The sequence below is a fragment of the Rhizobium sp. L9 genome, from assembly GCF_002531885.1.
In the GTDB taxonomy this organism is placed as follows: Bacteria; Pseudomonadota; Alphaproteobacteria; order Rhizobiales; family Rhizobiaceae; genus Rhizobium.
The window spans coordinates 64,558-91,445 of sequence record NZ_NWSZ01000016.1; the positions used below are offsets into that span (position 1 = coordinate 64,558).

Sequence of the window (26,888 nt, forward strand, 5' to 3'; positions counted from 1 at the left end):
CATGTCGCTCCAGACGTCGACACCTGCCGTCACCGACCTGCCGCGCCTCATCGCTGCCGGCGCGGCGCGCTACGGGCTCGTCCTCGCGCTCGTCGCGGTGTCCGCCATCTTCTCCGCGGCAACGCCGACATTTCTGACGCTTGCCAACCTCCAGAGCGTCCTGGTCAACAATTTCACGCTGCTTGCCATCGTTTCCATCGCCATGACCTTCGCCGTCTCCTCGGGCGGCATCGATCTCTCTGTGGGAACGGCGATGGATTTTGCGAGCTTCGCCTTCGTCTCCCTCGTGCTGGCAGGTCAGCCGGTGGCGATTGCCGCCCTTGCCGGACTAGCGGCAGGAGCACTCGTCGGTGCCTTCAACGCGCTGCTAATCTCAGGGATCGGTGTCTCCCCCTTCCTTGCAACGCTCGGCACGCTGTTCATCGGCCGCAGCGTCCAGCAATTGCTGACCAATGGCGGCAACCCGGTCTACCTGTCGCCGAGCGGTGTGCCGGAAGCTTTCCGCGTTCTCGGCCACGGCACGATCGGCGGCTTTCCGGTGCCGCTCGCGGTCGCGATCCTCATCATAGCTGCTGCCGCGGTTGTCTTTGCCCGAACGCGTTTCGGCCGCGTCATCCTGTCGATCGGCATCCAGCCGGCCGTCGTTCGCTATTCCGGCATCGCGGCATCGGCCCATATTGCCGCTACCTTCGTCATCGTCGGCTTGATCGCGGCTGTCGCCGGCTTGATCCTGACGGCGACCGTTGCCGTCTATATCCCCTCCTCCGGCAATGCCTTCCTGCTGAATGCCATCGGCGCGACCTTCATCGGCACGACTCTCAGCCCGCTTGGGCGGCCGAACGTCGGCGGCACTGTCCTCGGCGTGCTGCTGCTCAGCATCGTCGCCAACGGGCTGCTGTTGACCGATCTTAATTTCTACTGGCAGCAGGTCGGCACGGGCACGCTGATCTTTGCCGTGCTCGCCCTGAGCTTCATCAACAGGAAAGCCGCCGGCCGCGCATAGGAGCTGCCGTATCCGCGGATATGTCAGCCCGCCGAGCTTTCCGAAATCATTCGCGATACGGCGTTTTTCCAGCCGATGATCTTGCCCTGCCGCTCGGTCTCTTCCATCAACGGGCTGAAGCGGCGGTCGCAGGCCCAGGCCTTCGCAAAATCGCGCTTGCCGGGCCAGATGCCGGCCTTCGAACCGGCGAGCCAGGCGGCTCCGAGCGCCGTCGTCTCGCGGATGGCCGAGCGGTCGACGGGATTTCCCGTGATGTCTGCCAGGCACTGCATCGTCCAATCCGAAGCCGCCATGCCACCATCGACGCGCAGCACGGTTTCCAACTGGTTGGCGCCCCAGTCCTTCTTCATCGCCACCAGCAGGTCGAGCGTCTGATAGGCGACGGATTCAAGCACCGCGCGGGCAAATTCCGCCGGGCCGCTGTTGCGCGTCAGGCCGAAGATCGCGCCGCGCGCGGCCGGATCCCAATAGGGCGCGCCGAGGCCGGTGAAAGCCGGAACGATATAGACCTGCTGTCCGGGGTCTGCTTTGGTGGCCAGAACCCCAGCCTCGGAAGCCTGGCTGATGATGCCGAGGCCGTCGCGCAGCCATTGCACGGCCGCACCCGCAATGAAAATCGAGCCTTCGAGTGCATAGGTCGTCTCGCCATCAAGCCGGCAGGCAATGGTCGTCAGCATCCGGTTGGAGGAGGAAACGCGGTCCCGGCCGGTGTTGAGCAGGGCGAAGCAGCCGGTGCCATAGGTGGATTTCATCATGCCGGGGTCAAAGCAGGCATTGCCCACGGCCGCCGCCTGCTGGTCGCCGGCGACACCGAGGATCGGTAGCGCGGCCCCGAACAGAGCCTCGTCGACCCGGCCGAAATCATCGGCGCATTCCTTGACCTCGGGAAGCATGGCTGAGGGAATGCCGAGAATGCCGAGAAGCTCCTCGTCCCAGGCGCCGTCATCGATATTATAGAGCAGCGTTCGCGAGGCATTGGTCGCATCGGTGGCATGCACACGGCCGCCGGTCAGCTTGTAGATCAGCCAGCTGTCGATCGTGCCGAAGCAGACCTCGCCCGCCTCCGCCCTTTCGCGCAGGCCATCGACATTGTCGAGCAGCCAGCGCAGCTTCGTTCCGGAGAAATAGGGGTCGAGCAGCAGGCCGGTCTTGGCGCTGAACAGCTTCTCATACCCGTCCGCCTTCAGGCTCTCGCACATTTCGGCCGTGCGCCTGTCCTGCCAGACGATCGCGCGGTGAAGCGGCGTGCCGGACCTGCGATCCCAGACGACCGCGGTCTCACGCTGGTTGGTGATGCCGATCGCGGTGACGTCGGCGGCACCAAGACCGGCATCGGCGATCGCGCTCCGCACCGTGTCGATGACAGACTGCCAGATTTCGGCGGCGTCATGCTCCACCCATCCGGGCTGCGGATAATATTGGGTGATCTCCGCCTGCGCCGAGCCGGCCATTTTCATGTCGCCATCGAAGATGATGGCGCGTGAAGACGTCGTGCCCTGGTCGATCGAAAGAATATAGCCGCTCATACATCCATCTCCAGCTCGCACGAAACCGCTCAGCCCGCCGCTCGGCGGCAGGACGCCAGGTTTAATGAGAGAAAGATTGTGTGGTGCCACCGGCTTGAAGCCGGTGGCAGGAAGTGATGGCCGGAGACCTTGTCGCCTCCGGCCGGGTCCGCCTTACTTCTTCTGCCAGCTCTTGACGAGTTCGTCGTAGTTGACGGTAAGCGGCTTTTCCTTCTCGTTCTCGATCTTCAGCTGCGGTGCCAGGTTGCCCTTCTTCACCGCATCGGCATTCCAATATGCGAGATCATGCTCTTCGGCGAGTTTGGGGCCGATATCGCCCTGTACCTTGGCGCGTTCCAGGCGCTGCAGCACCTTTTCCTGTTCGGAGCAAAGCGAGTCCATCGCTTCCTGTGCCGTCTTGGCGCCGGAGGAGGCGTCACCGATCGCCTGCCACCACAGCTGCGCGAGCTTCGGATAGTCAGGAACGTTCGTACCGGTCGGCGACCACTGCAGGCGGGCCGGCGAACGGTAGAATTCGATCAGGCCGCCGAGCTTCGGCGCGCGATCGGTGAAGGACTTATGATCCAGCGTCGACTGGCGGATGAAGGTGAGGCCCATGTGGCTCTTCTTCACGTCGACAGTCTTGGAAGTGACGAACTGGGCATAGAGCCAGGCCGCCTTGGCGCGATCGACAGGCGTGGACTTCATCAGCGTCCAGGAGCCGGCATCCTGATAGCCGAGCTTCATGCCGTCTTTCCAGTAGACGCCATGCGGGCTCGGGGCAAAACGCCATTTCGGTGTGCCGTCGGCATTGACGACCGGCAGGCCTTCCTTGACGAAGTCGGCCGTGAAGGCCGTGTAGGTGAACATCTGCTGGGCAATTTCACCTTGCGACGGGACCGGTCCGGATTCGGAGAAGGTCATGCCCTGAGCGGCAGCCGGTGCATAAGCCTTCATCCAGTCCAGATACTTCTGGATCGAATAGACCGCTGCCGGGCCGTTGGTATCGCCGCCGCGCGCAACGCACGAACCGACCGGACGGGAGTTCTCGTCGACCTTGATACCCCATTCGTCGACCGGCTTGCCGTTCGGAATGCCCTTGTCGCCGTTGCCGGCCATCGACAGCCAGGCATCGGTGAAGCGCCAGCCTAGCGATGGGTCCTTCTTGCCGTAGTCCATGTGGCCGTAGACCTTCTTGCCATCGATCTCGCGGCCGGTGAAGAACTCGGCGATATCCTCATAGGCCGACCAGTTGACCGGCACGCCGAGATCGTAGCCGTACTTCGCCTTGAAGTCCGCCTTGTTCTTCTCGTCGTTGAACCAGTCGTAACGGAACCAATAGAGGTTCGCGAACTGCTGGTCCGGCAGCTGGTAGAGCTTGCCATCAGGCGCTGTCGTGAACGATTTGCCGATGAAGTCGTCGACGTCGAGGCCGGGATTGGTGACATCCTTGCCTTCATTGGCCATCCAGTCGGTCAGCGAGCGGGCCTGCTGGTAGCGCCAATGGGTGCCGATCAGGTCCGAGTCGTTGATATAGGCGTCATAGATGTTTTCGCCCGACTGCATCTGCGTCTGCAGCTTTTCGACAACATCGCCTTCGCCGATCAGATCGTGGGTGACCTTGATGCCGGTGATCGCGGTAAAGGCCGGAGCCAGCACCTTCGATTCATAATCATGCGTGGTGATCGTTTCGGAAACGACTTTGATGTCCATGCCGGCGAAGGGCTTCGCGGCATCGACGAACCACTGCATTTCCTTTTCCTGGTCGGCGCGGGAAAGCGTCGAGAGGTCGCCGACTTCCTTGTCGAGGAACGTCTTGGCCTCGTCCATTCCGGCATAGGCCGATGCTGTCATCGCCAGCAGCAAGCCTGCTGTCGTCGTCAATAAGTGCCGTCGCATAATATCCTCCCAGGGTTTGCGATTGCAGTTACGTCTCAGGCGGCCAGTACCCCCGGCCATCTGTCTTCTCCTTGCCGTTACACGTAGCGGAACACGCCGATGGCATACACTACGGAAATGGCAAGAGCCCACCACAGGTTGGGCCCAGCGAGCCCAAGCCATGCAAGATGAATGAACGCTGCGCCAAGCAGCGAAATGAAGAGCCGGTCGCCGCGCGTCGTCTCGAAACGCAGCACGCCCGTGCGCGGCGTGCCGCCCGGCGAAAAATATTCCCAGACGCTCATGGCGATGAGCAGCGTAAGGATCGTCAGGAAGAAGAGCGCCGTCGGCAGCGTCCAGGCCATCCAGGTAAAATTCATGACCGTCTCCTCCTCAGACGCGGCCCAGGGCAAAGCCCTTGGCGATATAGTTGCGAACGAAATAGATGACGAGCGCGCCGGGAATGATGGTGAGCACGCCGGCTGCCGCCAGTACGCCCCAGTCCATGCCGGCCGCCGAAACCGTGCGCGTCATGATCGCCGAGATCGGCTTTGCCGCGGTCGTCGTCAGCGTGCGGGCCAGCAGCAGTTCGACCCACGAGAACATGAAGCAGAAGAAAGCGGCGACACCGATCCCGCTTGCAATGAGCGGCATGAAGATCTTCACGAAGAAGCGCGGGAAGGAGTAGCCGTCAATATAGGCGGTTTCGTCGATCTCCTTCGGCACGCCAGACATGAAGCCTTCGAGGATCCAGACCGCAAGCGGCACGTTGAACAGGCAGTGGGCGAGCGCCACGGCGATATGGGTATCGATCAGGCCGAACGCGGAATAGAGTTGGAAGAAGGGCAGCGCAAAAACCGCCGGTGGCGCCATCCGGTTAGTGAGCAGCCAGAAGAACAGGTGCTTGTCGCCGAGGAAGCGGTAGCGCGAAAAAGCGTAGGCCGCCGGCAGCGCCGCAAGCACTGATATAACAGTGTTCATCACCACGTAAATGATCGAGTTGATGTAACCGTTATACCAGGACGGATCGGTGAAGATGACTGCGTAGTTCCGGAGCGTCGGGTTTTGCGGCCACAGCGAGAAGGCGCCGGTGATCTCGGCATTCTCCTTGAAGCTCATGTTGATCAGCCAGTAGATCGGCAGGAGCAGAAAGAGGATGTAGAGCGTCGTAACCACCCAGGAGAGGTTTCCGGCGGGCTTGTATTTCTTTGTCGAACCCATGGATCTCTCCTTTCTCAGGCGTTGGCGTCGCTGCTGGTCATGACCGTGTAGAAGATCCATGACAGCAACAGGATGATCAGGAAGTAGATGATCGACATCGCCGCGGCGGGGCCGAGATCGAATTGCCCGACGGCCATCTTCACGAGATCGATCGACAGGAAGGTCGTCGAGTTGCCGGGACCGCCGCCGGTGACGACGAAGGGCTCGGTATAGATCATGAAACTGTCCATGAAGCGTAGGAGCACGGCGATCAGCAGCACCCGCTTCATCTTCGGAAGCTGGATGTAACGGAATACGGACCAGCGCGAGGCGCCGTCGATCTTGGCGGCCTGATAATAGGCGTCCGGGATCGAGACGAGGCCGGCATAGCAGAGCAGCACGACGAGGCTCGTCCAGTGCCAGACATCCATGACGATGACCGTGACCCAGGCGTCGACCGGATCGCGGACGTAGTTGTAATCGAGGCCGAGCCCCTCGAGCGTATGGCCGAGCAGGCCGATATCGACGCGTCCGAAGACCTGCCAGATAGTGCCGACGACATTCCACGGGATGAGCAGTGGCAGCGCCATCAGAACGAGGCAGACCGGAACGCCGATGCCCTTCTTCGGCATGTTGAGAGCAATGAAGATGCCGAGCGGAATCTCCAGCGCCAGGATGATGAAGGAGAAGAGCAGGTTGCGCTCGAGCGCTTCCCAGAAGCGGTCGGAATGCAGCGTCTGAACGAACCAGTCGGTGCCTGCCCAAAAGAACTCGTTATTCCCGAACGTATCCTGAACCGAATAGTTGACAACAGTCATCAGCGGGATGACGGCCGAAAAGGCGACGAGCAGCAGCACCGGCAGGACCAGAAACCAAGCTTTGTTGTTCCACGTCTTCTGCATGGCTCAGGCCTCCCTGCCGACGCGCCAGCTGTCGGCGTAAATGCTGATGGCGGACGGATCGAAGGTGACGCGGGCATCTGCGGGGATATCGGCATCCTCATGCACGACGATCGCAATTGGCTGGCCGGCGAAGCGGGCGCGGACGATCTTCTGCCGGCCGATATCCTCGACCTTGGTGATGTTGACCGGCATGCCTTCCCGCCCGAGGCGGATGAATTCGGGGCGGATGCCGAGCTCGGTCTTGGAACTGCCAGCGGTCTTCGGCGCGTAATCCAGCGTCAAAACCTCGTCTCCGACCTTGACGGCGCTGCCTTCGACCCTGGCGGGCATGACGTTCATACCGGGCGAACCGATGAAATAGCCGACGAAGGTGTGGCTCGGCCGCTCGAAAAGCTCGGCCGGCGTGCCGATCTGAACGATCTGGCCGTCATACATGACGACGACCTTCTCGGCGAAAGTCAGCGCCTCGGTCTGGTCGTGGGTGACGTAGACCATGGTGAAGCCGAACTGCTTGTGAAGCCGCTTTAGTTGCGAGCGCAGCACCCATTTCATATGCGGGTCGATGACGGTCAGCGGCTCGTCGAACAGGATGGCGTTGACGTCGTTGCGCACCAGGCCGCGGCCGAGAGAGATCTTCTGCTTCTGGTCGGCCGTCAGCCCTTGCGCCTTGCGCTTGGCCCAGCCGGCAAGGTCGATCATCTCGAGAATGTCGCGGACGCGGCGGTCGACATCGGCCTCCGCCACGCCGCGGTTGCGCAGCGGAAAGGCGAGATTATCGTAAACGGTCATGGTGTCGTAGATGACCGGAAACTGGAAGACCTGGGCGATGTTGCGGCTCTGCGTCGACAGGTTCGTCACATCCTTGCCGTCGAAGAGGATGCGACCGTGCGAGGGCTGTAGCAGACCCGAGATGATGTTTAGCAGCGTGGTCTTGCCGCAACCGGAGGGGCCGAGCAGCGCATAGGCGCCGCCGTCGTTCCACTCGTGGTCGACTTCCTTCAGCGAATAATCCTTCTCTGTCTGCGGATTAGCTCCGTAGGCGTGGCGGATATGGTCGAGCGTAATGCGTGCCATTGTGCTCTCCTATGCCTTTCCGGCTTCAGCGGTAGCGCGGCCAATCGTGGCAATGGCGCCGCCATCGGCGCCGAAGGCCAAGAGGTGGCGCGTGTCGAGAAAGGCCTCTATCTCCATGTCCGGGTCGATGTCGTGAATGCCATGGGCGAGCATCACCCAGCGCACGCCGTCATAGTCCAGGTGAACAAAGCTCTCCGAGCCGGTGATCTCCGAAACCAGCGTGCGCGCCTGCAGGCGGGCAGCCTCACCGGTCTGCGGTTTGAAGCCGAGGTGATGCGGGTGAAATGCGACGGTCACCGGCCCGTCCGGCACGGCAGCCAGATGCGGGGGAACCGGAAGTGCCGCTCCGCCCGGACGCGTAAAGACGTTGTCCGATTTGGTCACGTCGAGGATATTCAGCGGCGGATCGGCAAAAATGCCGGCTGTGGTGAGATCGGCGGGGCGGCGGTAAACATCGATCGTCGGCCCGAACTGTGTTACCCGGCCTTCGTTCAGTGTAGCCGTGTTGCCTCCGAGCAGGAGCGCCTCTGACGGTTCGGTCGTCGCATAGACGAAGATCGCGCCGGATTGGGCAAAGATCTTCGGCAGTTCCTCACGCAGTTCCTCGCGCAGCTTGTAATCGAGGTTGGCAAGCGGCTCGTCCATCAGAACGAGGCTGGCATTCTTAACGAGCGCACGCGCCAGCGCGGTGCGCTGCTGCTGACCGCCGGACAGGTTCAGCGGCGTGCGATCGAGATAGGGCGTCAGCTTCAAAAGTTCGGCCGCCTTGCGCACTTCGCGGTCGATGGTAGCGGCATCCTTGCCCGAGATGCGCATCGGCGAAGCAATGTTCTCGTATACGGTCAGTGCGGGATAATTGATGAACTGCTGGTAGACCATGGCGACATTGCGCTTCTGCACCGGCATGCCGGTGACATCGGCGCCGTCGAAATGGACCGAGCCGGCGGTCGGACGATCAAGCCCGGCCATCAGCCGCATCAGCGACGTCTTGCCCGACAGCGTCGGCCCGAGCAGGACATTCAACGTGCCCCGCTCAAGGACCAGATCGGTCGGATAGATATGATAGTCCGCGCCCACCATCTTGGCGGCGTTTCGCAGTTCCAGCATTCCGATTCCCCTGCCTCCACGCAGCGGGGACCACATGCCGCCTATCCGGCCATCGCCGGTATGGCAGCCATGTACTCCTCCAGTGACTGGGCCTGCTCCTTCGATAGGCGCAGACCATCCTTTGTTCTCCTCCACAGCACGTCTTCGGCGTGCCGGGCCCATTCATGCTCGACGAGATATTTGACCTCAGCCTCGTAGAGATCGCCGCCGAACAGCCGTCCGAGGTCGTCATGGCCGCGGGCAGCGCCGAGCAATGTCACAGCCCGGGTGCCGTAGCGGCGCACCAGCCGGCGGGCGTGTGCATCGGCAAGGAACGGATAGCGCCGCTTCAGACCGGCGACCTCCGCTTCGTAGCCACGGACCGGGAAGTCGCCGCCGGGCAGATGGCTTTTGGCTGTCCAAGGAGCACCCTTGACACCGATCGCGGCGCCGATCTTCTCCAGCGCATGTTCGGAAAGCCGGCGATAGGTGGTGAGCTTGCCGCCGAAGACGTTGAGCAGCGGCGCGGCCCCGGCTTCGCCCTCCAGCTTCAGTACATAATCGCGCGTCGCTTCCTGCGCCTTTGAGGCGCCGTCGTCAAAAAGCGGCCTGACTGCCGAGTAGGTCCAGACGATGTCCTCCGGCCTGACCGGGTCCTTGAAATATTCCGACGCGGCATTGCAGAGATAGACCGTCTCCTCCTCGGAGATCCGGACATCTTTGGGATCGGCGGTGTAGTCGCGGTCGGTGGTGCCGATCAGGGTGAAATCGCCCTCATAGGGGATGGCGAAGATGATGCGGTTGTCGGGATTCTGGAAGAAATAGGCACGAGGGTCGTCGAACTTCTTCCTGACGACGATATGGCTACCCTGAACGAGACGAACGTGGTGGGCCTCGTTCTGTCCGAAGGCGGAACGAATGACATGATCGACCCAGGGACCGGCGGCATTGATCAGCATGCGGGCCTGATGGCTGTCATTGCGGCCAGTGACCGTATCGGTCGTTTCAATGTGCCAGAGTCCATTCTCGCGTCGCGCCGACACCACTTTGGTGCGCGGCATGATCGTCGCCCCTTTGTCGGCAGCGTCGCGGGCGTTCAACACAACCATGCGGGCATCATCGACCCAGCCGTCGGAATATTCGAACGCCCTGGTGAACAGCGCCTTCAGCGGCTTGCCGGCCGGATCCCTGCGCATGTCGAGCACCGACGTCGCCGGCAGCAGCTTGCGGCCGCCGAGGTGATCGTAAAGGAAGAGGCCGAGCCGGATCAGCCAGGCCGGGCGAATGCCGCCCTTGTGATACGGCAGTACGAAGCGCAGCGGCCAGATGATGTGCGGCGCCATCGCCCAGAGGATCTCGCGCTCCATCAGCGATTCACGCACCAGGCGGAATTCATAATGCTCGAGATAACGCAGGCCGCCATGAATCAGCTTGGTGGCGCCGGACGAGGTGCCGGAGGCGAAATCGTTCATCTCCGCCAGCGCGACGGAATAGCCGCGCCCGACGGCGTCGCGCGCAATGCCACAGCCGTTGATGCCGCCGCCGATGACGAATATGTCGTGTATCTCCCGGCCCAATTGCCCCCTCCGAGCCCGCTGCCAATTTCGCATCGCACAAATTCTGCGGATTGCGAAAGTGAGAACAGTTAAAACGAAAGGAATGCGAATGTCAAACGAATGTTTGCTCCATTCGCATGACTAACGCGATCTGGTGCTCGTTTCGATCAGCTTCACATTGTTTTCGAGGCAGAGATTACGAATCGACGGTACCGGACAGTGGTCGGTGATGAAGGTATGGACCTGGGAAAGCTGGCCGATCCGGACCGGCGCGGTGCGTTCGAACTTCGTCGAATCGGCAACGAGGATGACATGCCGGGCATTGGCAATAATCGCCTGGGCGACCTTCACTTCGCGAAAATCATAATCGAGAAGGGCCCCGTCGATATCGATCGCTGATGCGCCGATGACGGCATAATCGACCTTGAACTGGCGGATGAAATCGACCGCCGCTTCGCCGACGATGCCGCCGTCCGAGCCGCGTACGACGCCGCCGGCGATCACCACCTCGATTGCCGGAAAGAGACGCAACCTGTTGGCAACGTTGATGTTATTGGTGATCACCATCAGCTCGTGATGATTGGCGAGCGCCTCGCCCACCGCTTCCGTCGTCGTTCCGATGTTGATGAAGAGCGAGGCTCCGCTCGGGATCAGCTCGACTGCCGCCATACCGATTGCCTGCTTCTCGGAAGCGGCAATCTGCCGCCGCGCCTCGTATTTGACGTTCTCCGTTCCGCTTGGAAACGTGGCGCCGCCATGGATGCGTGTCAGCACCTGGGCATCGCAGAGATCGTTCAGATCCTTGCGGATCGTTTGCGGCGTCACCGAAAAGCGGGAGGCAAGCTCCTCGACCAGAACCCTGCCGCTCGATTTCGCAATCGCCACGATTTCAGTTTGTCGGTCGGTCAAGAACATCGGTGCCCCTTTCGCTCTGCTTTCGTTTTTAAATAAAGCGAACGGCGGCGCAATGCCTATTTGTCAGCGAGACTTCGTCACCTTGATGTGGCGGCGGTCCGATGCACCTATCTTTTCCGCATCACATTGACGACGAGCACACCAAGGATCGCCATCACGCCGCCGGCAGCACCCAGCGCCGTCGGCGTCTCGCCCAGCCAGACGAACCCGATCAGCGTTGCGACCGGCGGGACGCCGTAGAGAAAATTCGAGGCGCGAGCGGCCGTCAGCCGCTTCAATGCGATGGCCCAAGTGAGATAGCCGATCGCAGTCGGGAAGATGACGAGATAGGCAACGCCCCAATTGACCTCTGCCGGCGCCGCGGCCAGCGCGCGGATCGTTGACGGGACGGCCGGAAACAGCGGCACGGAGCCGATCAACAGGATCCAGGCGGTGACGGCAAGCGCCGGCAGGCGGGCGAGCAGCGGCTTCTGCAGCACGCTGGCGATCGCCGAGCAGAGCGCTGCGCCGAGGATCAGCACGGCGTTCGGATCGAGCTTGAAGCCGCCGTCGGAGGAAAGCGCAATCAGCGCCACGCCGCCGAAGGAAACCGCGGTGCCAACCCACCCCCAGCGGCCGAAGCGCTCGCTGAGCACGAATGTGGCAATCAGGGCTGTGAAGACGGGCATGGTATTGATGATGAAGCTCGCCGGCCCCGCCGCCACAGTCTGCTCGCCGGTGTTCAGGAGAACCGCATAGGCAGCGATGAAGAGGACGGCAGCCACCGAGAGGCGGAGGAAGTCACGCTTTTCCGGCATCGGCCGGTAGGTGGCGAGATAGAAAAGGGCGAGGACGCCTGCCGCCACATAACGCGCCGTTGCCAGTTCGATCGGCGTCAGCGGCCCGAGACAGATACGGATCACCACGAAGGAAGAGGCCCAGAAGAGAATGGTGACGACAATCGCGGCAAAGGCGATCAGATCGAAGCCGCTTTGCTGTTTTGCCGAAACTGGTGCGCTTGCCGCCATGCTCATGTTCACCTCCATATGTGCTTGCGACAATGAATAAGGCTTTCGATGCATGCTTGAAAAGCACCGCAATCGATGATCAAATGTGAGCATGGTTCACAGCTCGCCAGTGCTCCCCCCGCTCGATACGCTCGAGACCTTTGCCCGCGCCGCTCGGCTCGGATCGTTTTCGGCCGCGGCCGAGGAAAGCGGAATCACCCATGGCGCCGTATCGCGGCAGGTCTCGCGGCTCGAGCGCTGGATGGGTGTGCGGCTCTTCGCGCGTGAAGCTCGCGGTGTGCGCCTCACCCCGGAGGGAATGCGCTTCTTCGTCCGTGCCGAGGAAGCCCTTTCCCTGCTCGGTAACACCGGCGAGCGCTGGCTGCCACGGCCGAACAAGGCGGTAGTGCGCCTTTCAGTTACTCCGTCCGTCGCCTCTCTATGGTTGTTTCCGCGCCTGGCAAAGCTCGAAGGAAATGAGCTGCACGTCGAATTGACGCTCGAACACCGCCTGGCAGACTTCGGCGAAGGCACGGACCTTGCCATCCGCTGCGGCAAGGGACCATGGGCCGGTGTGCGCGCCCTGCCGCTCTGGCAGGAGAAATCTTTTCCGATCGCCTCACCGGCAATGGCAGCACGACTCGGGCAACGCTCGGATGCGGTTTCGCTGCTCGATCTGCCGATCCTTCACGACTCCAATATCGAGGGCTGGCGCCGCTGGCTCGCGCGTGAGGGCGTCGACTATACGCCACGCGGCCAGGACCGGCGCTTCGAAGATTACAATCTGGTGATTGATGCCTGCGCCCAAGGGCTCGGCATTGCGCTCGCACGGCCGCCGCTGTCGGATGCCGCGCTTGCCGAAGGGCGGGTCGTCGCTGTGTCACAGCGCACCCTCGATTCCCACGTCGCATTTCACCTGATCCGGCCGGACGATGCATTGAGAAGTCCTGCCATCGAATTCGCCAGCCGCATCCTGCGCGAAGCCGGCCATGACGAGGCGACGATCAACGCCTTTATCGCACCTGGCAAGCCGAAGGCGTGAATAGAAAACGAGCCGTGCACATCAGCCGTCTGCAGGCGCTTGGCTACGCAGGCTCACTCCATGGGGAACTTCAGCCGCATTTCCTTCGCCAGTTCGAAGCCAGCATTCCGATAGACCGGCTCCCCCACATCCGAGGCATGAATGACGGCAGTCGTGCAGCCGATGGATTTCAGATATTCGACGGCCTTGTTCGTCAGCGCCAAAGCGATGCCGCGCCGACGGAAGGCTTCGGCGACATAGACGGACCAGATGTAACCGTGCAACCGCTGTTCCGGCCGAATGACTTCCGGAAACGGCGATTGGTGCAGCTGGCAAGATACGGAACCAGCGATTTCATCGTCCACAATGGCCAGGAACGAAGCAAGGCGCCGCTCCTCGCGACCGCTTCTCAAGAACGACAATATCCGCGCCACCGCATCCGACCTGTAATGTTCGGGCGGCGTGCCATAGCTGTCCCAGATTTTCAGATAGTGCCCGACCAGGATCTCATCCTCGTCGGGCGTAGCAACTCGGATATCCATCGTTTCGTCGCCAGCAAGCCCAATCCAATAATCGCGTGACGCCCCCGCTGCGTCGCGGCAGGGGCGACAAAACCCGTCAATCCGCCGGGGTCAGTGTCATCGACGCGCTGCCGGCCGCAACATTCAGGCCCAGCTGGCCGGTCAGGCTAACCGTCTGCAGATGGATTGAACCGGAGGTGCCACCGACCAGGAGGTTGGCGCCGACGCCGGCACCAACCGTCGCCTCTGCGCTGGCACCGACATAAAGTCCGGCGAGCGACCCTCGATGATAACCAGCCGTTGGCGCAAACACTGCCCAGATCAGACGACTGCGCGTGGTGAAGCCGAGATCGATGCCAAGCTTTCGAATTTCGCCGGTGTAGTGATCGAAAAGCTCATTGCCGACAATTGACTGAAAGACACAATCGGCTTCCTTGGACGAACCGAGCACATATCCCGTGCCGCCGCCGATATCGCAAGTGAGATAACCGATCTTCACGCCATTGCGCAGGTCCGGCTCTTCATAGGTTCTGGTGACGGGGTCGGCGGCATTGGCCGCCCCCGCGCCGACAAACGTCAACGATACCGCGGCAAACGCCGTCGCAAGAGTTTTTTTCATAAGTCTCTCCTTCTCAAATCGTGACGGGAACACCCGGCTGGCGGCACCGGATATCGCAGGGGACCGCAGAGCAATCCCGGACGGCGCCGTTTTCGCATCGCGTGTCAAAGCGCGTGGGAGGGCGCAAGCGACAGCCCCACGGTTCAGCCCCATTGGGACATTTCGAAGGCATATGCGACTTGCATGCGGCCTTTCACGATCTTGTTAGGGATGGTTGCACAAAAAGCACATTCGCTCGAAGCGAGTTTCCGCCGGCCGGTGAGGGCCGTCAACAAAAGCAAAACCCGGTGATAATTATCACCGGGCTTTATACTTGATCAATCTTCACTATACTCTGCGCATGAAGCGCATGACAAGCGAGACGACGAACAACACCAGGAAAATGAAGAACAGAACCTGGGCAATGGAAGCTGAAGCCCCTGCGATGCCGCCAAATCCGAGGACACCGGCAATCAAGGCCACAACGAGAAACACCAGAGCGTAGTAAAGCATCGCAATCTCCTTTTACGTTGCTGCGGAGATAACGGCGACCGCCCGGTTTGGTTCCCTCACCCTCATGGCTGGCAGATGGAACGTCGCATCGGCGTCGTTCAGCCGAAATGAAAGACGCCGCTGTACATCCGGTCGCCTTCAGTCGGTTCGGGAGGTTCGGCCGCATCGAGATACGTCTTGAGCGGCCCGGTCAGCACGAACCAGACACTTGCCCCCAGCATGAAACAGGCGCCCACCGGATCATCGATGCGGGCGATGAAGGGAAGGCAGGCGGATGAAAACAGCACGATGATCCGCACCGACCATTCCGCCTCCCGTTTGGCGACGGCCCGCGCCCTCGAGGACTTGTATTCCCGGGCGCCATAAGCGCTTCCGCCTGCCTTGACCGCCGAAAGCAATTTTTTGGCTGAAGGCAGGGCCAGCATGATCAGCGCGGCGATGCTGAGCGCGAAAGGCTTGCCTGTCATAACCTGTCCGCTGGCAATCAGGAGAAAGGATAGCACGACGAGATTCCAGGTCGGCTCCAGCAGCTCCGGCGACTGCCGCGTACGGATGTGCCACTGCCGCAGCAAGCCCGCCGCGCCGTTCAATAACGGCTGATCGATATGACGATTGATCCAGTCCATGCTGATGTGCCCGCCCCGATTGTTTTAAGAAGGCCCGAACACCACGGAAATTGGTCATCATCGTGGCAGAGAGCCGGCAATATCGGCCGGCGCTATTCTTCGCTCACATGAACGGCCCTCACAGCCGGCGGAAAAATAGCCGTTCAGCTCCGAAGTCCGGGCGCCGCGTGGCCGGTACGCGCCACATATTCCGTATAGCCGCCGCCATATTGGTGGATGCCCTCCGGCGTCAGCTCCAGCACCCGGTTAGAGAGCGCTGCCAGGAAATGCCGGTCGTGGGATACGAACAGCATGGTGCCTTCATATTGCGACAGCGCCTTGATCAGCATTTCCTTGGTGTCGAGGTCGAGATGGTTGGTCGGTTCGTCGAGCACGAGCAGGTTCGGCGGGTCGAACAGCATCATCGCCATGACCAATCGGGCCTTCTCGCCGCCAGACAGCACCCGGCACCTTTTCTCGACATCGTCGCCGGAAAAGCCGAAACATCCGGCGAGCGCCCGCAAAGGCCCCTGCCCGGCCTGGGGAAACCGATCTTCCAGCGATTGGAAGATCGTGCGCTCGCCATCGAGAATATCCATCGCATGCTGGGCGAAATAACCCAACTTGACGCTGGCGCCGAGAGCGACACTGCCTTCGTCGGGCGTTGTGGTGCCCGTCACCAGCTTCAGCAATGTCGATTTGCCGGCGCCGTTGATGCCCATGATGCACCAGCGTTCCCGCCGCCGCACCATGAAATCCAGCCCCTCATAGATGCTTCGGCTGCCATATTTCTTATGGACGTTCTTCAAGCTGATCACGTCCTCGCCGGAGCGCGGCGCTGGCTGGAATTCGAACGCGACCGACTGGCGGCGCTTGGGCGGCTCCACCCGGTCGATCTTCTCCAGCTTCTTCACCCGGCTCTGCACCTGCGAAGCATGCGAAGCGCGCGCCTTGAACCGCTCGATGAACTTGATTTCCTTGGCGAGCATCGCCTGCTGGCGCTCGAACTGGGCCTGCTGCTGCTTTTCGTTCTGCGCCCGCTGCTGCTCGTAAAATTCATAGTCGCCGGAATAAGAGGTCAGCGAGCCGGCATCGATCTCGAGGATCTTGTTGACGATGCGGTTCATGAACTCGCGGTCGTGCGAAGTCATCAGCAGCGCACCCTCATAGCCCTTGAGGAACTCTTCAAGCCATATCAGGCTTTCGAGATCGAGATGGTTGCTCGGTTCGTCGAGCAGCATGACATCAGGGCGCATCAGCAGGATGCGGGCAAGCGCCACACGCATCTTCCAGCCGCCCGACAGCGCACCGACATCGCCGTCCATCATCTCCTGGGTGAAGCTCAGGCCCGCAAGCACTTCGCGGGCTCGGCCGTCGAGCGCATAACCGTCCAACTCCTCGTAACGCGCCTGCACCTCGCCGTAGCGCTCGATGATCTCCTCCATGTCGCCGGCTCTCTCGGGGTCGACCATGGCCGCCTCCAACTCCCGCAGTTCGGCGGCAACGACGCTGACCGGCCCGGCGCCGTTCATCACCTCGGCGACGGCACTGTGGCCCGCCATTTCGCCGACGTCCTGGTTGAAATAGCCGATCGTGACGCCCTTCTCGCAGGAGACCTGGCCCTCGTCGGGCTGCTCTTCGCCGTTGATCATCCGGAAGATCGTCGTCTTGCCGGCGCCGTTCGGGCCGACGAGGCCGATCTTCTCGCCTTTGTTGAGAGCGGCCGACGCCTCGATAAAGAGGATCCGGTGGCTGAGCTGCTTGCTGATATTCTCGATACGAATCATGGTCTGCTATGGGCCTGAAAGAAAGTTACGGCGCCCTTACCATGCGGGGAAATGGCAGGAAAGGTCCGTTGCCCTGCCCTCTCGATCTCGAAGACCGGATTGGATAAGGTTGTCGCCTGCGCTGATAAGGAATCCGTGCCCATGAGCGTTCGGCCGCCGCAATCTTTCAGACACTCCCAGGAGGATAGGAACGGCCTCAACGTCCTCGAATACGAGCTGATGTCGGAGCGCGCCGATTCACTCGGGCGTCACGGGCTGAAGGTGGAGGCGGCCCTCGCCGCCCTGAAAGCCTGGACCGGCGAACGCCAAAGCGCGCAGGAACGCGAGAAGCTTCTCAATGACGCCTCCGATGCGGTCTGGGCATTCTTCATCCAGCGTGAAATCTGCGGAATGAGAAACAACCGCGACGCCATTCAGCGCTATGGAATTCCGAACGAAGTGATCGCAAGGTTGGGCGCGATACGGAAGTAACGAATGAGCACCAGCTGGCGTGTGATTACCAACCTCACCGATTGAGTAGAAACTCACGGTGCGGAAATGAGATGCCTTGGTACCAACTACGAAAGGGAATTGCGATGCCAGCCTCAATCCGGATCGGCAATCAGGACCTCACCGTCGATGTCTCCTCCCTCGGCGCCGAGATGCAGGCGCTTAAATCAAGCGACGGACGCTCCTGGCTATGGACGGGCGACGCCGCCTTCTGGGCCGGGCGTTCGCCGATCCTGTTTCCGATCGTCGGCAAGGCTCCGGACGACAAGATCGCAATCGACGGCACGGTCTATCCGATGGCCCAGCATGGTTTTGCCCGCCGCAGCGAGTTTACCCTCGCGGCATCCGCGGCAACGATGTGCCGGTACGAGCTTGCCGCCTCGGAGAGTACCCGGGCGGTCTATCCGTTCGAATTCCTGCTGGCCGTGGAGCATGCGGTAGAAGGCCGGGCACTGACCGTCAGCGCCGAGGTGACCAACCGCGACCGGAAGACGATGCCCTTCGGGCTTGGATTCCACTCCGCCTTCGCCTGGCCGCTGCCCGGCGCTACCGGACGCGCCCACATCATCACGCTCGACAATCAGGGCGAGCCTGAACTCGTGCGGCTGGCGGGCGGCCTTATAAATCCAACGCCATTGCCCTCACCCTTCGACAAAGGCCGGCTGGTGCTGGATCATGCGATGTTCGAGCAGGATGCGATGATCTTCCCTGTAGGGGCGGGAGAAGGGCTGCGCTACGGTGCCGAGGACGGGCCGAGCGTGCGCTTCGGTTTCGAAAACCTGCCCAACCTCGCTCTCTGGACCAAGCCGGGCGCGCCCTTCCTCTGCGTCGAGCCATGGCACGGGACGGCTGCGCAGGCCGGAGCTTCAAGCGAACTCTCGGAACGGCCCTCGACGACGCTACTCGCACCGGGCGCTGTTGCGCGTTTCGCCTTCACGGTCGAAATCGGCCATTAGCGTTCACGTGTGAAGCCCCCCTTCGCATGACGGCAAGGAGGGCTTTCCCTACTGAGGATCTTCCTGCGGTGTCCGGGTTTCAATGGGCGCCCGCACCGCCGCCGGCCTGAGGCTTTTTGGTGAGAAGCAGGGCAAATGCCGCCACTGCAAGCACCACACCGATGACAGCGAAAGTATCGCTGAAGCCCAAGATCAATGCCTGGCGCTTGACGATCTGGCCAATCGCAACGACCGCCTTTTGCGATGCGACAGCCGGATCGGTGACGCCATGCTGGATGAAGTAGCCGGAAAGCTTGCCCAGGCGATCGCGAACTTCGTCACGGCTCAGCGTAATCGACTGACCGATGATATTGGAATGGAACTGTTCGCGCTTCGTCAGGATGGTGCCGAGAGAGGCGGTGCCGACCGCGCCGCCAAGATTGCGCAGCATGTTGGTCAGGCCAGAGGCGGCGGCGGCATCTGATGGAGCAATGCCGGCCGTCGTAATTGCTGTGATCGGGGTCAGCACCAGGGCCTGGCCAACGGCACGGACAATATTCGGGATCCAGAACTGGTCGCCGGCATTGTCGGCCGAAAGCATGATGTTCATGAAGCAGCTGATCGCGAAGATCGAGATACCGAGGAAGCCGATATAGCGGGCGTCGAAACGCTTCATGAGAACAGGCACCAGCGGAATAAGCAACAGCTGCGGCAGGCCGGTCCAGGCGAGCACGTTGCCGATCTGCTCGGCATTATAACGCTGCACCTGGCCGAGATATTGCGGCAGGATATAGACTGTGCCAAAGAGCGCGACGCCGACCAGGACGTTGACCAGCACGCCGATGCCGAAATTGCGCTGAGTGAGCAGCCGCAGCTTGACCAGCGGCTTCTTGACCGTCAGCTCGATCCAGATGAAGGCGGCGAGAAAGACGAAGGCGACAAGGCTGAGCTTGACGATGAAGGGCGAGGAGAACCAGTCTTCCTTGTTGCCTTCCTCCAGCACGGTCTGCAGCGCAGAGAGGCCGACCGCCATGGTAAAGATGCCGGCCCAGTCGCCTTCCCTCAGAAGGTGGAGCTGCATCGGCTGCTTTTCCAGCGTCAGGGCGAGAGCGGCCGCCATAATGAGGCTCGGGATCGTGTTGATGAAGAAGATCGTCTGCCAGCCATAATTCTCCGTCAGGTAGCCGCCGATCGTCGGGCCAATGGCCGGGGCGAAAGTGACCGACAGCGCGAAGATCGCGAGCCCCAGCGGCTGCTGGGTCTTCGGCAGTTTGGTTAGCACCATGGTGAAGGCCATGGGGATCAGTACGCCACCGGCAAAGCCCTGCAGGCCGCGCAGCAGGATCATCGTGCCGAGATCATGCGCGAAGGCACAAGCCATTGAAAACAGCGGAAAGAGAATGGAATTGACGAGGATATAGCGGCGGAACGAGAAGACATTGCTGAAATAGGCCGTCAGCGGAATGACGACGATCTCCCCGATGAGGTAGGATGTCGATATCCAGGCGCCGTTGTCGACGCCCGTTCCGATGCCGCCCTCGATGTCGAGGAGGGAGGCGTTGGTGATCTGGATGTTGAGGATCGCCATGAAGGCGCCGATCATGCCGGCGAGAACGGCGATCCATTCCTTGGTGCCGGCGCCCGGCTGCGATATGGGGGCGGCTGTTGCTGCGATAGTGGACATGACACGATCTCCTAATCCCCTCGCCTAACTGCGGTCGGCATCGGCCTTGGTGTCGATGCTCGGTTGAACGGACATGCCGGGTCGCAGGTCGCCATTGGCGGCTTCGCCGTCCAGCACGATCTTGACCGGAATGCGCTGAACGACCTTGGTGAAGTTGCCGGTCGCGTTGTCGGGAGGCAGAAGCGCGAATTCCTGGCCGCTTGCCGGAGCAAGGCTATCGACATGGCCCCGATAGATGCGGCCTGGGAAAGTATCGACCTCGATATCCACCGGCTGGCCGGCGCGAACATCGGTCAGCTGCGTTTCCTTGTAGTTGGCGATCACATAGACCGCGCTCGTGGGTACAACCGACATCAGCTGGGTGCCCGCCTGCACATACTGGCCGACCCGCAGCGTCCTGTTGCCCACGGTGCCGTCGACAGGGGCGGTAATCGTTGCATAGGAGAGGTTCAGTTCAGCCTGATGCTGGACGGCCTGGTCATGGGCGAGCGTCGCCTTCGCCTGGGCGAGTTCGGCATTGAGAAGGTCGACCTGCTTGACGGCGGCATCCAGCGCAGCATTATCGCGTCCAATGGTCGCCTGGGCGGCGGCGATGGCGGAAGCGGCCTGCTGCGCCGTCTGAACCGGCGCATAACCGCTGGTGGCGAGATTGGCGTAACGCTTGTTGTTCTGTTCCGCGAAGGTTTCGTTCGCCTTGTCGACCTCGACCGTGGCGCGGGCCGCGGCAATCGTCGACTGCTGAATATCCAGCGACGCCTGCTTGGCATTGAGCGTCGCCTCGGCAGCGGCGACATCGGCCTTGGCCTGATCGAGAGCGGCACGGAAATCGCGATCATCGATGCGTGCGAGCGGCTGACCCGCCCTGACCACCTGGTTGTCGCCGACGAGCACTTCCGCAATGTAGCCCGAAATCTTTGGCGCGACAGTCGTATTGTCGGCCTTCACATAGGCGTCGTCGGTGGAAATCTCGAAGCGGCCGACGGTCCAGTAACTATGGCCGTAATAGCTGGCGGCGGCGATCAGGGCGATGGCCGTCGCGCTCAGCAACAGTCCGCGCCCACGGCGCTTGCGGGCGGGAGGCTCCAAAACGGGGGCAGCTTCGACGATGCGTGGCGTGTTGCCGGCATCAAGGGTTGCCGGCGCGGCCTCCGCCGTGGTTTCGGTGACAGGCGCGTTGTTGTTCAGGGCCTGCAGCGTACTAGTGGACATTGCCTTTCTCCTATTACTGGTCGCTGTCGCTACCGGCTGCGGCCTCTAAATTCACGTCAGTTCCACTTTTGGAAACTTGTTGTTTTCCAAAATATGCTCTATAAAATCGGTGTCAACAAGAATTTGGAAAATAGTCATGGTCCAAAATCACGAAATCGAGAAGAGACCGCGAGGACGACCGCAAGTCCGCTGCGACGACGATACGAGAAGCGTGATCATCGAGGCGGCTAACCGGCAGTTCCACGAGAATGGTTATGCCGCGGCAAGCATCGCCGCGATCGCGCAAGGGGCTGGTGTCTCGACCAAGACGCTCTACCGGCTGTTTCCGACCAAGGCGGATCTGTTTTCCGAGATGATTATCGAGCGGACGGGGCGCTTCCTCATGTCGCTCGATCCCGGAACGCTTGCGGTATTGGACCTCAGGCAAGGATTAGAGCGCATGCTGACGGCCTATGGCATGCTGACGCTCTCGCTGGACACGATCACCGTGACTCGGCTCGTCATCAGCGAGTCCGACCGCTTTCCCGAGATCGCCACGACCTTCTATGAGAAAGCGATCGTCAGGACCAACGCGCTGATGGAAGACTGGCTGCGTAGACAGATCGATCGCGGGCTGATCGCACTCGACGATCCACATGCTGCCTGCGGGATGCTCCGTGGGATGATGATCATGGAGCCGCAGCGCGCCGCGATGCTGCGCCAGCAACAGCCGCCGGGGATCGAGGAGATCGCCGCGAGGGCGAAGATGTGCACGGATCTGTTCCTGAAGGGTTGCGCGCTCTGAAGTGTCGCTTGGGCTCCAGAGCGCAATGATTTCTGTGCCAGGCGACGCCAATGCCCTCAGGTCGGCGGGGCGTCCAGCGCATGCAGGATGCCGCGAAGCTCGGCAAGGCCGCGCATGCGGCCAATGGCGGGGTAGCCGGGCGTGACCGTTTTGTCGAGATCGTCAAGCATGCGGTGGCCATGGTCCGAGCGGAAGACGATCGTGTCTTCGGGAGCGCGGCGGCGGTCTTCTGCAACCAATTCGCGGAGAACCGCGACCATGTCGACATCACCTTCCAGATGCGCGCTTTCGTGGAACGTCCGACCGTCGCCTTCACGCGTCGTTGAACGCAGATGCGCGAAGTGGATGCGCGAAGCGAACCGCCGGGCAATCGCCGGCAGGTCGTTGTCGGCGCGCACGCCGAGGCTGCCGGTGCAATAACACATACCGTTCGCCGCCGACGGCACTGCATCGAAGAGAGCGGCATAATCATCGGCCGTCGAGGCGATGCGCGGCAGGCCGAAGAGCGAGCGCGGCGGATCGTCGGGATGCAGCGTCAGCTTGACGCCGCGTGCTTCGGCCGCCGGCGTCACCGCCTCCAGAAATTCGATCAGGTGCCGGCGCAGCTTTGCGGCATCGATGCCGCTATAGGCGACAAGCTTTTCCCGGAAGGCCGGAATGGTAAGGGGCTCGGTCGTCGAGCCGGGAAGGGCCGAGGCGATAATGCGGGTGAGGTCGGCGACCTCCTCCTCCGACATGGCCTCATAGACGACACGCGCCCGTTCGCGATCCTCATCGGAATATTGCTGGGCCGCACCCGGCCGTTCCAGAATAAAGAGGTCGAAGGCTGCAAAACGCTCATGATCGAAGCGCATGGCGGTGGCCCCTGTCGGCGTCACGAAATCGAGGTCGGTGCGAGTCCAGTCCACGACAGGCATAAAATTATAGCAGACGATCGGAATGCCGCAGGCGGCGACCGCTTCGAGGCTGGCGATCCACGCCTCGATTTCAGCCTTCGCCTCCCCGCCTCTGCGCTTGACTGCATCAGGGATCGGAATGCTTTCGACGACCGACCAGACGAGTGGCGAGCGGTCCGCCGGCGTCGTCTCGATCAGAGACTGGCGTTCGCGCACTTCCCTTTCCGTCCAGGCCCTGCCGATCGGCACTTGATGGAGGGACGAGACGATATTGGTCGCGCCCGTCTGACGGACATCATCCAGCGTCACCGGCGCTTCCGGTCCGAACCATCTCCAACCCTGTCGCATCCTTCTTCCTTCCCTCGCCTCTTCGTTTTCGTGGTGATTCTGCCGTCAGCAGAAATAATCGGGGTAACGCGAACGCAGTTCATCGACATCGGGAATGACGGCGCTCAAGTGATGGATCATCGCGCCGCGCGCAGCCGCAGCATCATGGGCGGCGAGCGCGTCACGAATGACGATATGTTCGCGGACCACATTGTCCATGCGCCCAAGCGCCGGCAGCGCCAGCCGTCGCGCCCGGTCGATCTGCACCTTGACCGTCTTCAGAATCGCCCAGATGCCGGGATAACCTGCTATCTCAGCGATCGCCTCATGAAAGGCCTCGTCCTCCTCATGAAAGTTCGAGGCGTTGTCGGCCGCGGCATGCGACCGCTGCCGGGAGATGATCGCATCCAGATGGGCAATATCGGCAGCGCTGGCGGTTTCGGCCGCAGTCTCGACGGTCGTACCTTCGAGCGCTTTGCGCACCACCACTGCCTCGGGGATCGACGCGACAGGCACACGCGACACGACCGTGCCTGACTGCGGATAGATGTCGACCAGCCCGCCTTCGGAGAGCCTGAGCAGTGCCTCGCGCACCGGTGTGCGGCTCACCCCGAAATCCTCGGCGATCCGCTTTTCCTGCAGCAACAGGCCAGGCGGCATCCTGAGCGAGACGATGTCGGCATAGAGACGTTCGTATATGGCACCGGCCGTGGTGACGCGGCGCAACTTCGGGCCGACTTCCTGGGAAATCGAAACTGCAAGCGCTTGGGCTTCCGAGGACTGCCGCATAGTCGAGACCAGTGATCGTGTTCTGGCATACTAGTATATCAGCTGCGACACCCTGCCAAGGCCTGCGAAGGAATGGATTACATTTGGAGGTTGGGGTCGTTTGACCATGCGTTTCGATGCTGGTCGAGACTGTTGGTTGGAACTTAGATCAGCCGAATTGGTTGAGAACCAATCAAGGAGGCGCCGATGAAGAACCCGGTACGACGCACAAAAAATGAAGACACGACCGACGACACGCGGCTGAAGAAATCTTCCCTCGCCGGTGCGCGGAAAGGGAAGATGGCGCGGCAAGCCACACACGAAACCGGCCCGGCGGTGCTCCGCGAGGAGGAGATCCGGAAAAGAGCACATGCGCTGTGGGAGAAGGAAGGCAGGCCGGAGGGCAGGCATCGGGATCACTGGATTCGCGCCGAGCATGAGCTCGATGCGCAATATGGCGGGGCCGACAATCCTCCCAAGCTCGAAGCGCTGCGAGAGGCCGCACGCGAACATAGCGATGCCTTCCTGGTCAAGACGGATCTCGAAGACGCGGACCAACGCGAAGCCTCACCCGGCACACGCGAGCAGGAATAAGTTGCTGTCTTCAATGCAGGAAAGGTCTCCCGATATGGTCGATAAAAAGGACTTGGACGCCGGATTTACCGGCACACCCGTCGAGCCCGCGGAAGGACTGGCCAAAGTTGCCCAATCGGCGGCCAGCGGGGTGAAACGTGAGGTCTATGCAGTCACGGCGGGGGCTAGAAACCACCCGCACACCGCAAGCGCATTGCTCACTATTGGTATTCTCGCATTCGGATTCGGCTATTTCCTCGGCCGGTCATCGTTGGAAAGCGCGCCGCGTCCATATTGGCGATAGCTCCAGGTACCAAAAGTGGCTTCGCGACTGGCGCGTCGCTGTCCTATAACCGCCGGCCAGTTCGGTTGGAATGGCGAGAGATTCAGGTCCTGTACCTGCAGGCGTTCCCTGATAGCGGGAATGCGCCGCCAGATGACAAAGCTTCTCAATAGGCTCGCACCTCAAACGTGTTTTCTGTTCGGAACAGCTTTGCTGTTGCAGCCTGTTGCGACCGTCGTCGAGCAGGAGCAACGAGCATCCGAATCTGCTGTTGCCGGAATACGACAGTGAAAAAAGCGCAGGTTACTCCTGCCTTCACGGCTTGACAGCGGTGACAACGGTCCTTAGCGAGGCTGGAAAGCGACACGTCAGGGCTACCAAGTGAATTATTTCAGGCAACTCGTGATTGCGGTGCTACATCCCGGGAACGGGTCTGGAAGCGCGCTTGATCGAACCAATGGCATTGCGGTCTTTCTCTTTGCAATCCTGCCCGGACTTTCACCTAACTTCAACTCCTTCATCCTACTCGGGTCGATGCTATCCGGCCTCTATTGCCTGGCAAGAGCCCGCTTTCCTTTGAACCTGTCGAAGTCCGACCGAGTGGTTGCCATTTGCATGACGATTTACCCTGTGGTGATGATCGTCAGCATATTCGTCAATCCGCCTTTCTCGGAAGAACTGGATTGGATTTTCCGGCTCCTGCCGTTCTTTTCGATCTGGCTGATCTTGCCGCGCATGCGTCAATCTCCCGATGGCCGCCTTGTGCCGCTCTTTATCCTCGGCGCGGGTCTCGGCATGATCGTTACTTTTCTCTTCAGTCTGCTTCAGGTCCTATTCCTGATGCCCAGGGCGGAGGCGGGAACCTCGAACGCGGCGCTGCTGGGCGTTATCGGCGTGCTTTTCGGCGGCGTCGCGCTACTCAATCTTCAATCTCCCAAAAGCATGGAGCAAAAGATCGCGATATTGGGATATGCCGCGGGTCTGGGCTGCGCGCTGCTTTCCGGAACGCGCTCGGCCTGGCTGGTCATCCCCGTCCAGCTGGTCATCTTCCTCTGGTATTTTCCCAAAAACCGATTTCATGTCAGTCTGCGCAGCCTCGCCATCACTGGCTCGGTACTGTTGCTGGGACTTCTCGCCTTGGGCAGCGACCAGGTTGTCTATCGCGTCCGTGAGCTCCAGGACAATCTGTCATCGCTCGAAAGCACCAATGGCGATATCACCTCGCTGAGCGCGCGGGTTGCTCTCTACAAGGGCGCCCTATCGGCAATCACCAAGGATCCGTTCACCGGCTATGGCCCGCAAAACCGGATGGCTGCTGTCCTGGCAGAAGTCCCTGAGGGCCTGAGGCCGCAACTGCCCTATTCACATGTCCATAACGGCTTTCTCACAGCGGGAATCGACGCCGGCCTTGTCGGCATCGCAGCGCTTTCATTGCTGCTCCTCACACCCGTGATCGGTGCGTGGAAAAAGGAACCTGGCCCTGGCCGGGATCTAGCCATAGCGCTCGCTCTCCTGCTGACCAGCAGCTACATTATAACCGGCAGCTTCGGTATCATGTTCAACCAAAAAGCGCTGGATCCGATCTTCGCCTATATGGTCGCTCTTATTTGCGCGGACCGGGGCAGCACGCGTTATGCACCTGTCGTTCGAAGCTGATTTCCTGCGCCCGAGGCTAGCGCGTTGATATCTTCATGCGCCGGATTGGTTTCGCCGCCGGTGAACGCAAGATCGGAAACTTCACCCGTTGAGGAATAGCCGGAAACAAGTTCTGCCAGGGTCGCGCGGGCCGC

At 61.2% G+C, this 26,888-nt stretch carries 26 protein-coding genes and 1 pseudogene; 8 read left to right on the top strand and 19 right to left on the bottom strand.

Annotation, left to right across the window (positions count from 1 at the left end):
* Position 1: 1 nt before the first annotated feature.
* Positions 2-1,003, top strand: coding sequence for an ABC transporter permease (locus CO660_RS17175; protein WP_097599740.1), 1,002 nt, complete (start codon positions 2-4; stop codon positions 1,001-1,003).
* A gap of 23 nt (positions 1,004-1,026) precedes the next feature.
* Here the strand turns inward: CO660_RS17175 and glpK are convergent, their stop codons facing one another.
* The 10 genes from glpK to CO660_RS17225 form a co-directional block, all read right to left on the bottom strand.
* Positions 1,027-2,529 (bottom strand): glycerol kinase GlpK, encoded by a 1,503-nt coding sequence (gene glpK / locus CO660_RS17180; protein ID WP_097599741.1) that lies wholly within the window; start codon positions 2,527-2,529, stop codon positions 1,027-1,029.
* Between the two features lie 153 nt (positions 2,530-2,682).
* A complete protein-coding gene (locus tag CO660_RS17185; protein WP_097599742.1) occupies positions 2,683-4,407 on the bottom strand; it encodes an ABC transporter substrate-binding protein in 1,725 nt (574 codons plus the stop codon).
* 77 nt (positions 4,408-4,484) lie between these two features.
* Positions 4,485-4,766, bottom strand: coding sequence for a DUF2160 family membrane protein (locus tag CO660_RS17190; RefSeq protein ID WP_097599743.1), 282 nt, complete (start codon positions 4,764-4,766; stop codon positions 4,485-4,487).
* Positions 4,767-4,779: 13 nt separating this feature from the next.
* The gene (locus CO660_RS17195; protein WP_097599744.1) at positions 4,780-5,607 is read right to left on the bottom strand and encodes a carbohydrate ABC transporter permease; all 828 of its coding nucleotides are present in this window, start codon (positions 5,605-5,607) and stop codon (positions 4,780-4,782) included.
* 14 nt (positions 5,608-5,621) lie between these two features.
* Positions 5,622-6,488 (bottom strand): sugar ABC transporter permease, encoded by an 867-nt coding sequence (locus CO660_RS17200; RefSeq protein ID WP_085781429.1) that lies wholly within the window; start codon positions 6,486-6,488, stop codon positions 5,622-5,624.
* A 3-nt stretch (positions 6,489-6,491) separates the two neighbouring features.
* Positions 6,492-7,562: an ABC transporter ATP-binding protein gene (locus CO660_RS17205; protein WP_097599745.1), complete on the bottom strand. Its 1,071-nt coding sequence runs from the start codon at positions 7,560-7,562 to the stop codon at positions 6,492-6,494.
* A 9-nt stretch (positions 7,563-7,571) separates the two neighbouring features.
* Positions 7,572-8,669, bottom strand: coding sequence for an ABC transporter ATP-binding protein (locus CO660_RS17210; protein ID WP_097599746.1), 1,098 nt, complete (start codon positions 8,667-8,669; stop codon positions 7,572-7,574).
* Positions 8,670-8,710: 41 nt separating this feature from the next.
* A complete protein-coding gene (gene glpD / locus CO660_RS17215; protein ID WP_097599747.1) occupies positions 8,711-10,225 on the bottom strand; it encodes a glycerol-3-phosphate dehydrogenase in 1,515 nt (504 codons plus the stop codon).
* 120 nt (positions 10,226-10,345) lie between these two features.
* Positions 10,346-11,119, bottom strand: coding sequence for a DeoR/GlpR family DNA-binding transcription regulator (locus CO660_RS17220; RefSeq protein WP_085781425.1), 774 nt, complete (start codon positions 11,117-11,119; stop codon positions 10,346-10,348).
* A 107-nt stretch (positions 11,120-11,226) separates the two neighbouring features.
* Positions 11,227-12,144 carry a DMT family transporter gene (locus CO660_RS17225; protein WP_097599748.1) on the bottom strand — a complete coding sequence of 306 codons (918 nt, stop codon included), beginning with the start codon at positions 12,142-12,144 and terminating at the stop codon, positions 11,227-11,229.
* Between the two features lie 73 nt (positions 12,145-12,217).
* Between CO660_RS17225 and CO660_RS17230 the strand changes: the two genes are divergently transcribed.
* Positions 12,218-13,147: a LysR substrate-binding domain-containing protein gene (locus CO660_RS17230; protein ID WP_097599749.1), complete on the top strand. Its 930-nt coding sequence runs from the start codon at positions 12,218-12,220 to the stop codon at positions 13,145-13,147.
* Positions 13,148-13,200: 53 nt separating this feature from the next.
* Here CO660_RS17230 and CO660_RS17235 read toward each other — a convergent pair whose 3' ends face one another.
* From CO660_RS17235 to CO660_RS17255, 5 genes and pseudogenes are all read right to left on the bottom strand, one after another.
* Entirely contained in the window at positions 13,201-13,668 is a 468-nt protein-coding gene (locus CO660_RS17235) for a GNAT family N-acetyltransferase (RefSeq protein WP_097599750.1), read from the bottom strand.
* Positions 13,669-13,744: 76 nt separating this feature from the next.
* Positions 13,745-14,266, bottom strand: a complete 522-nt coding sequence (locus CO660_RS17240; RefSeq protein WP_011427480.1) for a DUF992 domain-containing protein — start codon at positions 14,264-14,266, stop codon at positions 13,745-13,747.
* Positions 14,267-14,593: 327 nt separating this feature from the next.
* Positions 14,594-14,758 (bottom strand): DUF1328 domain-containing protein, encoded by a 165-nt coding sequence (locus tag CO660_RS17245; protein ID WP_003571841.1) that lies wholly within the window; start codon positions 14,756-14,758, stop codon positions 14,594-14,596.
* A gap of 98 nt (positions 14,759-14,856) precedes the next feature.
* Positions 14,857-15,445 (bottom strand): annotated as a pseudogene (locus CO660_RS17250) (hypothetical protein).
* An 82-nt stretch (positions 15,446-15,527) separates the two neighbouring features.
* The gene (locus CO660_RS17255; RefSeq protein ID WP_097599751.1) at positions 15,528-17,150 is read right to left on the bottom strand and encodes an ABC-F family ATP-binding cassette domain-containing protein; all 1,623 of its coding nucleotides are present in this window, start codon (positions 17,148-17,150) and stop codon (positions 15,528-15,530) included.
* 141 nt (positions 17,151-17,291) lie between these two features.
* Between CO660_RS17255 and CO660_RS17260 the strand changes: the two genes are divergently transcribed.
* Positions 17,292-17,621, top strand: a complete 330-nt coding sequence (locus CO660_RS17260) for a DUF6665 family protein (protein WP_097599765.1) — start codon at positions 17,292-17,294, stop codon at positions 17,619-17,621.
* Between the two features lie 104 nt (positions 17,622-17,725).
* Positions 17,726-18,595, top strand: a complete 870-nt coding sequence (locus CO660_RS17265; RefSeq protein ID WP_097599752.1) for an aldose 1-epimerase family protein — start codon at positions 17,726-17,728, stop codon at positions 18,593-18,595.
* Positions 18,596-18,674: 79 nt separating this feature from the next.
* Here CO660_RS17265 and CO660_RS17270 read toward each other — a convergent pair whose 3' ends face one another.
* Both CO660_RS17270 and CO660_RS17275 read right to left on the bottom strand, forming a co-directional pair.
* Positions 18,675-20,258 carry a DHA2 family efflux MFS transporter permease subunit gene (locus CO660_RS17270; RefSeq protein ID WP_097599753.1) on the bottom strand — a complete coding sequence of 528 codons (1,584 nt, stop codon included), beginning with the start codon at positions 20,256-20,258 and terminating at the stop codon, positions 18,675-18,677.
* A gap of 24 nt (positions 20,259-20,282) precedes the next feature.
* On the bottom strand, positions 20,283-21,467 hold the full coding sequence (locus CO660_RS17275; protein WP_097599754.1) for an HlyD family secretion protein: 1,185 nt from the start codon (positions 21,465-21,467) through the stop codon (positions 20,283-20,285).
* Between the two features lie 136 nt (positions 21,468-21,603).
* On the opposite strand from CO660_RS17275, the gene CO660_RS17280 reads away from it, so the two are divergent.
* Positions 21,604-22,251: a TetR/AcrR family transcriptional regulator gene (locus CO660_RS17280; RefSeq protein ID WP_097599755.1), complete on the top strand. Its 648-nt coding sequence runs from the start codon at positions 21,604-21,606 to the stop codon at positions 22,249-22,251.
* Between the two features lie 56 nt (positions 22,252-22,307).
* On the opposite strand, the gene uxuA is transcribed toward CO660_RS17280, so the two are convergent.
* Entirely contained in the window at positions 22,308-23,495 is a 1,188-nt protein-coding gene (uxuA, locus tag CO660_RS17285; protein WP_097599756.1) for a mannonate dehydratase, read from the bottom strand.
* Positions 23,496-23,540: 45 nt separating this feature from the next.
* A complete protein-coding gene (locus tag CO660_RS17290) occupies positions 23,541-24,263 on the bottom strand; it encodes a GntR family transcriptional regulator (RefSeq protein ID WP_097599757.1) in 723 nt (240 codons plus the stop codon).
* A gap of 186 nt (positions 24,264-24,449) precedes the next feature.
* Between CO660_RS17290 and CO660_RS17295 the strand changes: the two genes are divergently transcribed.
* The 3 genes from CO660_RS17295 to CO660_RS17305 all read left to right on the top strand — a co-directional run bounded on the left by CO660_RS17295 (position 24,450) and on the right by CO660_RS17305 (position 26,754).
* Entirely contained in the window at positions 24,450-24,836 is a 387-nt protein-coding gene (locus CO660_RS17295; RefSeq protein WP_097599758.1) for a DUF2934 domain-containing protein, read from the top strand.
* A 34-nt stretch (positions 24,837-24,870) separates the two neighbouring features.
* On the top strand, positions 24,871-25,119 hold the full coding sequence (locus CO660_RS17300; protein WP_097599759.1) for a hypothetical protein: 249 nt from the start codon (positions 24,871-24,873) through the stop codon (positions 25,117-25,119).
* A gap of 360 nt (positions 25,120-25,479) precedes the next feature.
* Positions 25,480-26,754, top strand: a complete 1,275-nt coding sequence (locus CO660_RS17305; RefSeq protein ID WP_097599760.1) for an O-antigen ligase family protein — start codon at positions 25,480-25,482, stop codon at positions 26,752-26,754.
* The last annotated feature ends 134 nt before the right edge of the window (positions 26,755-26,888 follow it).